At 71.0% G+C, this 12,312-nt stretch carries 12 protein-coding genes; 4 read left to right on the forward strand and 8 right to left on the reverse strand.

The features are described from left to right. Positions 1-79: 79 nt before the first annotated feature. Positions 80-1,057 (forward strand): VanW family protein, encoded by a 978-nt coding sequence (locus tag ACH34W_RS44075; protein WP_395967191.1) that lies wholly within the window; start codon positions 80-82, stop codon positions 1,055-1,057. Between the two features lie 41 nt (positions 1,058-1,098). Continuing rightward, complete coding sequence (locus ACH34W_RS44080; RefSeq protein ID WP_395967192.1) at positions 1,099-1,644, forward strand: YceI family protein; 546 nt, start codon at positions 1,099-1,101, stop codon at positions 1,642-1,644. Positions 1,645-1,681: 37 nt separating this feature from the next. Here ACH34W_RS44080 and ACH34W_RS44085 read toward each other — a convergent pair whose 3' ends face one another. The 7 genes from ACH34W_RS44085 to ACH34W_RS44115 all read right to left on the reverse strand — a co-directional run bounded on the left by ACH34W_RS44085 (position 1,682) and on the right by ACH34W_RS44115 (position 8,612). Then, entirely contained in the window at positions 1,682-2,518 is an 837-nt protein-coding gene (locus ACH34W_RS44085; RefSeq protein ID WP_395967193.1) for a hypothetical protein, read from the reverse strand. 3 nt (positions 2,519-2,521) lie between these two features. Then, positions 2,522-3,640: a glycosyltransferase family 4 protein gene (locus ACH34W_RS44090; RefSeq protein WP_395967194.1), complete on the reverse strand. Its 1,119-nt coding sequence runs from the start codon at positions 3,638-3,640 to the stop codon at positions 2,522-2,524. Beyond that, positions 3,640-3,996 (reverse strand): hypothetical protein, encoded by a 357-nt coding sequence (locus tag ACH34W_RS44095; protein WP_395967195.1) that lies wholly within the window; start codon positions 3,994-3,996, stop codon positions 3,640-3,642. Before ACH34W_RS44095 ends, ACH34W_RS44090 begins: the two co-directional genes overlap by 1 nt. Beyond that, on the reverse strand, positions 3,993-4,613 hold the full coding sequence (locus ACH34W_RS44100) for a hypothetical protein (protein ID WP_395967196.1): 621 nt from the start codon (positions 4,611-4,613) through the stop codon (positions 3,993-3,995). The genes ACH34W_RS44095 and ACH34W_RS44100 overlap by 4 nt, the downstream gene beginning before the upstream one ends. Continuing rightward, entirely contained in the window at positions 4,588-5,895 is a 1,308-nt protein-coding gene (locus tag ACH34W_RS44105) for a glycosyltransferase family 4 protein (protein WP_395967197.1), read from the reverse strand. Before ACH34W_RS44105 ends, ACH34W_RS44100 begins: the two co-directional genes overlap by 26 nt. After that, complete coding sequence (locus tag ACH34W_RS44110) at positions 5,892-6,836, reverse strand: NAD-dependent epimerase/dehydratase family protein (protein WP_395967198.1); 945 nt, start codon at positions 6,834-6,836, stop codon at positions 5,892-5,894. The genes ACH34W_RS44105 and ACH34W_RS44110 overlap by 4 nt, the downstream gene beginning before the upstream one ends. Positions 6,837-6,914: 78 nt before the next feature. After that, the gene (locus tag ACH34W_RS44115) at positions 6,915-8,612 is read right to left on the reverse strand and encodes a proline--tRNA ligase (protein WP_395967199.1); all 1,698 of its coding nucleotides are present in this window, start codon (positions 8,610-8,612) and stop codon (positions 6,915-6,917) included. Positions 8,613-8,688: 76 nt separating this feature from the next. Here ACH34W_RS44115 and proS point away from each other — a divergent pair, with 76 nt between their 5' ends. Next, positions 8,689-10,137, forward strand: a complete 1,449-nt coding sequence (gene proS / locus ACH34W_RS44120) for a proline--tRNA ligase (RefSeq protein WP_395967200.1) — start codon at positions 8,689-8,691, stop codon at positions 10,135-10,137. Between the two features lie 315 nt (positions 10,138-10,452). Beyond that, positions 10,453-11,688 (forward strand): S8 family peptidase, encoded by a 1,236-nt coding sequence (locus ACH34W_RS44125; RefSeq protein ID WP_395967201.1) that lies wholly within the window; start codon positions 10,453-10,455, stop codon positions 11,686-11,688. Between the two features lie 112 nt (positions 11,689-11,800). Here the strand turns inward: ACH34W_RS44125 and ACH34W_RS44130 are convergent, their stop codons facing one another. Further along, positions 11,801-12,304 (reverse strand): DUF6328 family protein, encoded by a 504-nt coding sequence (locus tag ACH34W_RS44130; protein WP_395967202.1) that lies wholly within the window; start codon positions 12,302-12,304, stop codon positions 11,801-11,803. Between the last annotated feature and the right edge of the window lie 8 nt (positions 12,305-12,312).

Raw genomic sequence — 12,312 nt, forward strand, 5'->3', positions numbered from 1 at the left:
CGCCGTGCCACGCTGTGTGCTCTCCCCCCGGCTGTCAGGACCGTCACGGCTCGTCGCTTCGGGGAGGTGTGGCCACGCTGTGGGTGAGGCGAGAAGGACCAGGCCCGCCAGACACGGCAGGCATCGCGGCACCGAGGATCCCCCGCGGGTCCACGGTGACCAGCCCGGCCTGGCAGAGTGCGCGCTCCGCTGGTGGCCGTTCGTCGCGGGCGCGCTCGCGGTGACGGCGATCCTGCTCGGCACCTATCTGGTGGCGGGCATAGGTCTGGTGGCGGGCGTAGGCCCCCGTTCACCCGACGCGTCCGCCGCCGAACATCTCGCCCGGCCCGCGACCACCCCGCCGACGGACCGCGTCGACCAGCCCGCGGACCGGATGGCGCCGGAGACGCCGCCGCCCGGCATCCATCGCCTGATCAGCACGTACACGACGCGTTTCAAGGCGGGCGAACCGCGCGTCCGCAACATCCAGATCGGCGCGCGCAGGCTCGACGGGACGCTCGTCCGGCCCGGCGCCGTCTTCTCGTTCAACCGGGTCGTCGGACCGCGCACCCGGAGCCGGGGTTACGTCCCGGCGCCCGCGATCGTCGGCTCCCGGATGGTGGACGACGTCGGCGGCGGGATCTGCCAGGTCTCCGCGACGTTGTTCAACGCCGTATTCCAAGGCGGGCTGAAGATCCGCAAGTGGCGCGCCCACTCGCTGTGGATGCCGGAGTACCCCAGGGGCCGAGAGGCGGCGGTCGCCTACCCGGACCTCGACTTCACCTGGCGCAACGACACCGGGCGGCCGGTGACGATCAGCGCCTCGTACACCCAGACCTCGCTGACCGTGAGCCTGTGGGGCACGCGCCGGTACGAGGTCCGCGCCCGGCGTTCCCAGCCCTACGCGTTCGTCCCGTTCACTTCGGCGGTTCTCCGCGGCCCTCGCTGCGTCCCCATGACCGGGGGCAGGGGCTTCCAGATCGACGTGTGGCGCACTCTGAAGAGCGACGGCCGCCAGGTGCGCCGGGAGAGGTTCCACACCGGCTACCGCCCCCAAACGCAGGTGCACTGCGCCTAAGGTGCACTGCTTCTGAGGTGCACAGCGCCTAGGGTGGGCCCATGTCGCTGAACGAGGGCACGTACGAGCTGGGACCGGACAACGGGCGGCTGGTGCTCAGGACCAGCCGCAGCGGGCTGGGACGTCGCGCCGGTCACGACCTCACGATCGAGGCCACCCGGTGGTCGGCGACCGCCACGATCGCCGACTCCACCGCCGCGTCTTCGGTCGAGGTGACCGTCGAAGTGGATGGTCTGGAGGTACGGGAGGGGACAGGTGGCGTGCTGCCCCTCTCCGACTCCGACCGCAGCGAGATCAAGAAGAACCTGCGCAAGGTGTTGCAGGTCGACCGCCATCCGACGATCACGTTCCGGTCCACCGCGGTGGAGGGTTCGGCCGAGAAGCTCACAGTCGATGGCCAGCTGACCATCATGGGGCGGTCCGAGTCGCTGGCCGTCCAGGCGGCGGTGGCGGACGGACGTCTCCAGGGCGGTGCGACCATCCAGCAGACCCGTTGGGGCATCAAGCCCTACTCGGCCTTCTTCGGCGCGCTCAAGCTCGCCGACGACATCGAGGTCGCCTTCGATCTGACCCTTGGTGATCGCTAGGGCGCTTCGAGACGCGCGCCAGTCTTCGAGACGCGCGCTAGCCGACGGGACCCTGGTGGCGTGCCGCGCGGGTGAACTGGTCGTCCAGCGTGCGCGGGAACGGGACCAGCCGGTGCCGGTCGCGCCAGGGGGCGAACTGGCGGACCACGTTGAATCCGGCGGCCGTGATGATCCGCGTCGCCCGGCCGGCCAGCGGCCAGGCCGGGTAGACGTCCAGGTGCTCGACGCCGGCGGGCAGCGCATCAGGCCGGCGGGGGGACACAAGGGTGAGATCCGGGCGGAGCCCCTCCATCGCGGCCGTCTCCTGGGCATAGGCGACGAGTTCGAGGATCTCCTCGTCCGGCCCCGAATGGACGATCAGCCAGCCCGTCGGGCTCGGCAAGTCACCGCCAGGCCGTGCCGGTGGATCGGTGAGCCCCAGCGGAGCGATCTCGCGCGACACGGCCTCAAGGTGCGCGTGGTGCTCCGGCGCCAGGGGTTCGAGGACGAACGTGAGGTCGAAGCGCGGCGGGTCGGCCGGGAGGACCGGCCGGTAGTTCTCCCAGCGCAGGAGCCGGGCCAGATGGACGACGCGCGTTCCGGCCGGGATCGCGGCAGCCGTGAGCTCGCCGCGGAGCCCTGCCGGGAACGCGTCGATGACTAAGTCCCGGGGTGCCAGGGCGGCCAGTGTTTCCGCCGTCCAGCGGGTCAGGCCGGAGCGGTCAAGGCCGTGCGGCGGCCGCACCACCGGCAGGTCGCCGACCACGCGCTCGTCGGCGGCGAACGGCGAGTCCGACAGGAGCGTCACCGGCTCGTCCCAGCCGAGGGTGTGCAACGCCGCGCGGATCCGGGTGAGATGGCCGAGCCCGCCGCCGTGGACACAGCAGACGATCAACTGTCAGCCCACCTCGTCGAAGACGGTCACGTAACCGGCCGTCTCGTTGGCCGGGGTGAAATCCCGCCGGACACGCTGCTCGCCGGCCGCACCGAGCTTGGCCAGCTCCGCGTCGGTGGCCCGGGCCGCCCGGTCGATCGCGGCCCGGCAGGCGTGCGCGTCGCCTGCCGGAAAGATGAAACCGATCTCGTCGTCAGCCACGTCGGCCAGGCCGCCCGCGTCCGATGTGAGCAGCGGCACCCCGAGTGCCGCCGCCTCCAGCGCCACGTTCGGCATCCCGTCATAGAACGACGGCAGCGCGGCCAAGTCGCAGGAGGCGTAGACGGACGGCAGCTCGTACCGCTCCATGAAGGGCAGGACCGAGTGCGGAACGGCATCGCCGCGTTCAGCCAGCCACTCCGTGACGCTCTCCTCGACTTCGCCGACCAGCAGCAGGTGGAACGCCTCGGCGTGGCCTGAGGCCCAGAGGGCGTCGAGGAGGAAGCCCACGCCCTTCTTGTTCTTGAGCTGCCCGATGAGCCCGATCGTGCGCCGCCCGGAGGCGACATGACCGGCCCGCCACGTCCGTGCCCGGTCGCGCTCGGAGGGCAGGATCCGCCAGTCGGTCATATCGACGCTGTTGGGCACCCATGTCACGGCCGTGTCCGGTGCCAACGCGGCGATCAGGGGCCGGTGCGAGCGGGCGACCACGCAGACCCGCGCTGACGCGGTCAGCGCGTCCCGCAGCACGTCCCGGCGCCGCATCGAGAACGCGCCGATGTCGATGTCGTTGCCGCGCAGGAGCGTGACCAGCGGCGCACGCAGCAGCGACGCGTACATCGGGGCGCCGAGCATCGCGTACGTGCCGCCGAACGCGACGACATGGCTGTACGAGGTCTCATCGGACGCCAGGACCGTCCAGAGCCGCCGCAGAGCGTGCTCCGGGTCATCTTGTAGCGGGGCCGTGAGCAGACGGCCGCCGTGCTCACGCTCGATCTTCCACGGCCGGGCACGCCGGGTGAGGTGCGCGACGTCGATCTCCACACCCGCGGCGCGCAGGCCCCGCACGATGCGGTCGCACGACTGCGCCATCCCGCCCTGGCTCGGCGGGTAGTGCTCGGTGAGCCAGAGGATCCGTGTCATCAGCTGTCCACGAACCCGCCGTCGTCGTCCGTGCCGTAGTCGCCCGAGCCTGACGACCAGTCGTCGCCCGGGTTGAACGTGCCCCGGTCGTACGAGTCGAGGCTCGCGTACCAGGCCGCATCGCTGTAGGTCTGCGAGCTGCGTTGGTAGTGATAGCGCCGGTAGGCGCCGACCCAGCGCGGGTCGTGCGGGTCCCGCGCGCCGTATCCCGCGGCCGTGGCGCATTCCGGGCACAACCCGTGCGCGTCCACGTGCGCGGCGCAGATCGGGCGGCTGCACTGCGGGCAGGAGGCGACGGCCGCCTGGCCGCATCGGCCCAGCACGAAGAAGCCGGTGGTCACGGTGCAGGGGGTCACCCGGTCCTCCTCGTCGCGCCGCCCGGTGGCGTCCACCGGAACAGCTCCGTCGTCACATGCAGGATCTGCTCAGGCAGCGCGCGTTCGTCCGTCGTGCCCATGAGCTTGGCACTCGCCCGGATCAACGTGCGCCGTCCACCGCGCGCCTTGACCGTCACCCACTGCGGCGGCGGCGTTGCCGGACGCTGCGTGACGGCGCCCTCGGGGAGCTTCCGCGAGACGGTCACCCGCTGCACCGTCTTGGTCTTCGTCTTGACCTTGTGCTTGCCTCTGGCGTTCACCTTGTGGATCTTCCGGTGCCGGACCCGGTCGGCCACCGCGAGCTCCAGCACGCTGCCGTCGCGCAGCTCGGCCCGCAGCCGCAGCCAAGGGTCGAACGACCACCACTCGGTGATGCTGCGGACCCACCGGTTGGGGCCGGGAAATTTCTGCTGTGGGGTGACCTTGCCCTGCACGTTCGGCCCGCGCAGATCGGCGGTGACGCCCAGCATCCCGTCCGGCCGCATGTCGGCGGCGAACACCCGGATCAGCGGCACCAGGACGGTGCGCGCCCGGTCGGGCGGAGCCCACTTGCGCCGCCGGACCACCGCGTCATGCCCCGCCAGGCTCTGGACCAACTGCTCCCACTCGCCCGGCCGCATCGATACCGACAGCCCCCGCTGCCAGATCAACGCCTGGTGCAGCGGGTGGAACCTCTCGATCGCTGCCTTCTGTTTCTGCCAGAACACCCGCCACCCCAATCTTCGGCGCGATCGTACGGTAGACCGCCGCGAGGCGGGCGCGCGAGTGTGGCCAGGTCAGGCCGTCCGAGATCCGCCGCTTTGCCCGCCCGCCCATGGCCCGGGCCTCTCCGGGATACTCCAGCAGGATCCGGATCGCGCGGGCGAGCGGTGCGGGCCGGTCGGCGGGGACGAGCCGGCCGTGCTCGCCGTCGGCCATCAGCTCCCGGACGGCGGGGAGGTCCGAGGCGACCACCGGGGTGCCCGCCGCCATCGACTCCAGCACCTTGAGCGGCGCGCAGCCCTGGTCGAGATTGCGGGCGCAGCCGGTGAGCGGCGCCACCGACACCTCCGCGTTCGCCAGCCAGGCCGCCACCTCGTGGTGCGGCAGCGTGAACCGCCAGTCGATCCGGTCGTCCACCCCGAGGCGCTCGGCCAGGCGGCGCAGCGGCTTGGCGCGCCGCTCCGGCACCGACGAGCAGATCACCAGCCGCAGGTCCGGCAGGTCGGCCAGCCGGGCGAACGCGCGGAGCAGGACGTCGAGACCCTGCCACGGCTGGAGGGCGCCGACGTAGACGATGTAGCGGCCGGGGGCGGTCGCCGGGCGGGCGGGCCGGGCGCCCACGTCGGCTCCGTTCGGTACCAGAGTGATCTTGGAGTCCGGCACGCCGAGCCGGCCGAGGGCGTCGGCGATCACGTTCGACGGGACGACCACCGCGTCGCTGCGCTCCAGGCAGAACCGTTCCAGCTCGCGGATCTTGGCCAGCGTGCTGGGAGCGGTCAGCGGCCAGGTGTGCCGCATCTCGATCGACGGCAGCCCGTTGACCTCGTACACCACGCGGTGCCGCCGTCCCGGCGCGGTGACGGCGGGCAGCGCGCCCCACGGGTCGCGGACGTGGCAGACCTCCAGCGACGCGAGGTGCGGCTCCAGATGACCGGCGACCCAGCCGGAGAACGCCTCCGTCCGGTCGATCAGGTTCGGGACCTCGGCCTCGAACCGTGCGATCTCCCGATCGCCCTCCCGCTGGTAGCGCGGCAGCCCGCCCCCGCCGAGCGCCGCCAGCAACCCGCCGCCGAAGTGCGTGAACAGCTCGTCGGCCATCTGCGCGATATGGACCGCCGAGCCCTTGCTGGAGGGGAAACGATCGAACGCCACGTACGCGGCCCGATGGCGGATCATCGGGCGCCTGCCCGGAGCGACCGGTGCCAGGCGATCTGGTCAGGCAGGCCTTCGGCGAGCCCGGTCCGGGCCGACCAGCCCAGCAGCCGCGCCGCCCGGCCGGTGTCGGCCCAGGTGCGTTCGGCGTCGCCCGCCACCGGCTCCTCGGTCCGGATCTCGGCCGCCACGCCGAGGGCGCCGGTGATCAGCCCGATCGCCGCCCGTACGGCGGCCGGCTCGGGATGCCCGATGTTGATCGCGATCCCGGGTGGCAGCTCGGTCTCGGCGGCCGTGACCGTGGCCGCCACCACGTCCCGGACATGGGTGAACGATCGCGACCTCTGCCCGTCGCCGAAGACCGGCAGCGGGCGCCCGTCCAGCGCCGCCTCGATGAACCGGTGGAACGCCATGTCGGGACGCTGGCGCGGCCCGTACACAGAGAAATAGCGCAGCAGGACCGCGGGCAGGCCATCCTTGGCGGCGCGGACGGTCAGCCGCTCCACCTCGGCCTTGCTGCGCGCGTACGGGCTGGCCGGGGCATGCGGAGCGTCCTCGCGGTGGGGATGGTGGTGCGCGGACCCGTAGACCGACGAACTCGAAGCCACGACCATGCGGGGCCGCCGCTCCGCGCAGGCCTCCAGCAGCCGCCTGGTCGCGGTCACGTTGTCCCGCTCGGCCAGCGCCCGGCCCGCGCCCCACGAGGTACGGATGCCCGGCCGGCCAGCCAGATGCACGACCGTGTCGGCCTCACCGAGCTTGGTGAGATCGTCTTCCGCGAGATCGGCCTCGATCGGCGTCACGCCCGGCGTGTCGGCGAGGAGGGCCCAGGTCCGCTCCGCGATCTCCGGTGTGAGTGAACGGTCCGGTGCGTCCACGGCCAGCACCTCGTGCCCGGCACCGGCCAGCGCCTCGGCCACATGGCTCCCGATGAACCCAGCGGCGCCCGTAACAACTATCCGCATCCCCTCACCACCACGCGCATCCGTGCACAGTACCCATCACGGACACCCCATCGTGGACATGATGTCCGCCGTGTCCGGTCAGGTGAGCAGGCTGCGGACGCGCTCGACGACCTCGGTGGGTGGGATCTTCACCGTCTCCCCGGTGGCGCGGGCGGTGACCTCGACCACGCCTTCCGCCAGGCCGCGCCGCCCCACGGTGACGCGGAACGGGATGCCGGTGAGCTCCACGTCCCGGAACTTCACGCCTGCCCGCTCCGCCCGGTCATCGATGATCACCTCGACCCCGGCGGCGCCGAGCCCGGCGTAGATCTCCTCGGCCGCGGCGGCGGTCTCCGCGTCGTCGGACTGGGCGATCACCACGGCCACCTGGAACGGCGCGACCGCGACCGGCCAGACGATCCCCTTGTCGTCGTGGTGTGCCTCGACGATGGCGGCCATCGCGCGTTCCACCCCGATGCCGTAACTCCCCATGGTCAGCGGCACCCGCTTGCCGTCCGGGTCCAGCACCTCGGCGCCCAGCGCGCGGGCGTAACGGTCGCCCAGCTTGAAGATGTGGCCGACCTCGATCGCGCGCTCGATCCGCAGCGGCTCGCCGCAGCGCGGGCAGGGCTCCCCGACGGCCACCTCGCGCAGATCCGCCCAGGTGCCGACCGGGATGTCGCGGTCGACGTCGACCCCGCGCAGGTGCACGTCGTCGGTGTTGGCGCCGGTGAACATGCCGCGGCGCCCGCGCAGGGCCTCATCGGCGATCACCGGATGGCCGGTGACCCCGACCGCGCCGAGGCTGCCCGGCAGGGCGCCGAGCGCGTCCTGGATCTCCTCGGGTGCGGCGGCCCGGATCGAGGTGGCGCCGGTCGCGTCGACGAGCTTCTGCTCGTTCAGCGGATGGTCGCCACGGAGGAGCACGAGCGTGAGCCGGCCCTCCAGCAGGTAGACCAGCGTCTTGATCTGCCGGTCGCCGGGCGCGTCGTAGCCGTTGGCCAGGTCCTCGATCGTGCGGACGCCGGGCGTGTCGAACGGCTCGGGAGCGGGCTCGCCGGGCCCGTCGTCCGGCTGGGGCAGGCGGGACGTCGCCTTCTCGATGTTGGCCGCGTAGCCGCAGGCGGGGGAGTGCACCACCAGGTCCTCGCCGATCTCGGCGGGACACATGAACTCCGTCGAGCCGGATCCGCCCATGGTCCCGCTGGACGCGTCGACCGGGATGGCGGGGATGCCGAGCCGCTCGAAGATCCGTACATAGGCGCCGTGGTAGGCCTCGAACGAGGCGTCCAGGCCCGCCTGGTCGACGTCGAAGCTGTAGGCGTCCTTCATCGTGAACTCGCGGACCCGCAGCAGGCCGCTCTTGGGGCGCGGCTCGTCCCGGAACTTGGTCTGGAACTGGTACCACTGCTGGGGAAGCTGCTTGTAGGAGCTCAGCTCCTGGGCGATCGTCGCGAAGATTTCCTCGTGCGTCATGCCGAGGGCGAGATCCGCCCCGCGCCGGTCCTTCAGCCGGAACATCTCCTGGCCCATGAGCTCCCAGCGTCCCGACCGCTGCCAGATCTCAGCCGGATGCATGGTGGGCAGCAACATCTCCTGCGCCCCTATCCGGGCCATCTCCTCCCGGATGATCTGGATGATCTTGGACCGGACCCGGACCGCCAGCGGAAGCAGCGAATAGTGACCCGCTGTGAGCTGCCGCACATAGCCCGCGCGCAGCAGCAGGCGGTGGCTCGGGGCGTCGGCCTCGGCCGGATCGTCCCTCAAGGTCGGGGTGAACGTCTGGGACCAGCGCATTAGCGGACCATAACAGCGAGGCACCGAAGGACCATTGTGTCCTGGCTATGTCGCCTGACTTAGTACCCTCGTTGCCGTGAGTCGAGAAGGTGTGACACCGCAGAGCGAGGATTTCTCCGCCTGGTACAACGAGCTGGTCGTGCAGGCGCAGCTCGTCGACCGTGGCCCGGTGCGGGGCACGATGGTCATCCGACCGTACGGGTACCGGATCTGGGAGCTGCTCCAGGCCGACCTGGACCGGCGGATCAAGGAGTCGGGGCACGACAACGCGTGCTTCCCGATGTTCATCCCGGAGTCCTACCTCAAGCGTGAGGCCGAGCACGTCGAGGGGTTCTCGCCGGAGCTGGCCGTGGTGACGATCGCCGGCGGCAAGGAGCTGGAGGAGCCGCTGGTCGTGCGGCCGACCTCCGAGACGGTCATCGGCGAGTACATGGCCAAGTGGATCGACTCGCACCGTGATCTTCCACTGCTGCTCAACCAGTGGGCCAACGTGGTCCGCTGGGAGATGCGGCCGCGGCTGTTCCTGCGTACCACCGAGTTCCTCTGGCAGGAGGGGCACACCGCGCACCTCGATGAGGACGACGCGATGCGCGAGACCATGTGGGCGCTGGACGCCTACGGCCAGGTCGCGCGCGAGCTGGGCGCGATCCCGGTGGTGGCGGGCGAGAAGACCCCGGGCGAGCGGTTCGCCGGGGCCGTCCGCACCTTCACGGTCGAGGGCATGATGCGGGACGGGCGGGCGCTGCAGTCCGGCACCTCGCACTACCTGGGCACCAACTTCGCCAAGGCGTTCGAGATCCAGTACCAGGACGCGGACGGCAAGCTCCAGCTCGCCCACACCACGTCCTGGGGCATGAGCACCCGCATGATCGGCGGCGTGATCATGACGCACGGTGACGACAAGGGCCTGGTGCTGCCGCCGCGGCTGGCCCCGTACCAGGTCGTGATCGTCCCGATCGGCCGCAAGGAGCAGGGCGAGCTGGCCGCCGCCGAGGCGCGCAAGCTGGGCGCCGCGATCAAGGCGATGGGCATCCGCGTGCACGTGGACGACAACCGGCCGCAGCTGTCGCCCGGGTTCAAGTTCAACGAGTGGGAGATGCGCGGCGTCCCGATCCGCATCGAGCTCGGCAAGCGCGACATCGAGGCCGGCGTGGCCACGCTCGCCCGGCGCCTCCCGACCGTGGAGGGCCAGGGCAAGGAGCAGATCCCGCTGGAGAAGGTGCCCGAGCTGCTGCCGGGCATCCTGGCCGACTTCCAGTCGTTCCTGCTGGCGCGCGCGGAGTCCTTCCGCGACGAGCACACCGCCGAGGTCGACACCTGGGAGGTCTTCACCGGGCAGGTGGCCACGGGCTGGGCGAACGTCTTCCACTGCGGCCGCCCGGAGTGCGAGGACGAGATCAAGGCCGACACCGCCGCGACACCGCGGGTCATCCCGGCCGACGCGCCGGAGGAGACCGGCGAGTGCGTGAAGTGCGGCCGTCCGTCCATGTACGGGAAGCGTGTGATCTTCGGCAGGGCCTACTAGCGGCGGCTGAGCCTCTTAGGTCCCTAGCCCCCTGAAGCCTCTTGGGCCGGATCCTCGGCGGGCCCCTCCTCATCTGTGAGGAGGGGCCCGCCTCTTTGTGCGTGCGAGTTTTTGTGTGCGGGCTAGCACGTCGCTTGAGAGGGTGCATCGGTTTACCGGCAAATGTGTCCGCATGTGGCCAATGTGGTCTCTGTTCGCCATGGAAGTCTTGCCGGGTTTTGGGGCTATATGCGCAACATGTGGTGCTTCGTGATCGACTCCACCGCAGCAATGCGCGTGGAGCAGACCCCCCGCTCCCCCAGGAGGCACCCGCGAATGAGTAAGGCGTCGAAGTCGAGGCGATCCCTCGCAACGCCCGTCATCGCCACTGCGGCACTGGCCATCGGTGTCGCGCTCCCCGCCCAAGCCCTCGCACAGGCTCAGTCGTCTGAGCAGGGCGTCGTCCGTTACGCCGGTGCTCCCAACGCCGTGCCGGGCGACTACATCGTGGTGCTGAAGGACACCGCCAACACCCGCGACAAGGGCGTTCCGGCCGTCGCGCGCACGCTCGCGAGCAAGCACGACGGCACCGTCCGCAAGGTCTTCCGCACCGCCGTACGCGGCTTCTCGGTGCGGCTGGACGGGACGCAGGCGCGTCGCATGGCCGCCCGCTCGGATGTCGCGTTCGTCGAGCAGAACCGCATCTTCAAGATCAACTCTGCCGTTCCGGCCGCTCCGCAGGCCAACCCGCCCTCGTGGGGCCTGGACCGAGTCGACCAGCGCAAGCTCCCACTCGACAAGTCCTACAACCCCAGCGCCACAGGCAAGGGCGTCAACGCCTACGTCATCGACACCGGCGTCCGGCTCACCCACTCGACCTTCGGGGGGCGGGCCACCAGCGGTTACGACTTCGTCGACAACGACAACGACGCCACCGACTGCCAGGGCCACGGCACGCACGTGGCCGGGACGGTCGCCGGGAAGGAGTACGGCCTGGCCAAGGAGGCGAACGTCGTCGCCGTCCGGGTGCTCGACTGCCAGGGCAGCGGCTCCACCGAGGGCGTCATCGCCGGCGTGGACTGGGTCACCCAGAACGCCAAGAAGCCGGCCGTGGCGAACATGAGCCTCGGCGGCGGGGCCTCGGAGGCCCTGGACGACGCGGTCAAGAAGTCGGTCGCGTCCGGCGTGACCTACGCGCTCGCCGCGGGCAACGACAACCAGGACGCGTGCGGCTCCTCGCCCGCCCGCGTGCCCGAGGCGATCACCGTCGGGGCGACCGACGAGCAGGACGCCCGCTCGTCGTTCTCCAACTTCGGCCAGTGCGTGGACATCTTCGCGCCGGGCTCGGACATCACCTCGGCTTGGATCACCGACGACAACGCCTCGCGCAGTGCGAACGGCACGTCGATGGCCAGCCCGCACGTCGCGGGCGCCGCGGCGCTCTACCTGTCCGGCAACACCGCGGCGACCCCGGAGCAGGTGGCCGAGGCGCTGGGGACGAACGCGACCCCCAGTGTGGTGACGAACCCGGGCACGGGCTCGCCTGACAAGCTCCTCTACGTCGGCAGCTGATCGAGACCATCCGGTGAGGGGTGTCCCGTCGTGCGCGGCGGCGGGGCACCCCGTTCGGGTCCCCGTGGCCCAGGCGAATTTGGCCGGGTCCCCGTGGCCTGGATGAACGTGGTCAGGACCGATCCTTGTGCTCCAGCGAGCGCAGGGTCAGCAGAGGCTGAACGAACCAGGCCCAAGCGGACAGGATGACGACCACGATCGCCGTGGCGACGGCCGGCCCGGTCCCGCCCAGGGTCTTGACGATCAACGTGGTGGAGGCGGCGATGGAGAGCGCGAGCGCCACCGCGCCGAGGATCCCGAACCGGTTGGCCCGCCTGATCAGCAGCGGCTTCTGGTTCTGCTGGAACAGAATGCGGTGCTGGATGGTCGGGGCGATGAAGCAGACGGATGCCAACGCCGCCCCGAAGAGAGCCACGTAGAACAGTGCCCGGCCGGAGTCGTCCACGCGGTTGAACCCGGGGGCGAACGGCACGGTCAGCAGGAAGGCGAAGAGCACCTGCACCCCCGTGACCGCGACCCGGAAACCCTGCAGCAACTCCATGAGCTGCCGATCGAGGCGTTCGTGCTCGGTTTCGTTACGGGGGTTCGTGGCTGCGGAGGGCGATGCGGTTCCCATGGGGGGCA

The sequence above is a fragment of the Actinomadura sp. 6N118 genome, from assembly GCF_044326415.1.
GTDB lineage: Bacteria > Actinomycetota > Actinomycetes > Streptosporangiales > Streptosporangiaceae > Spirillospora.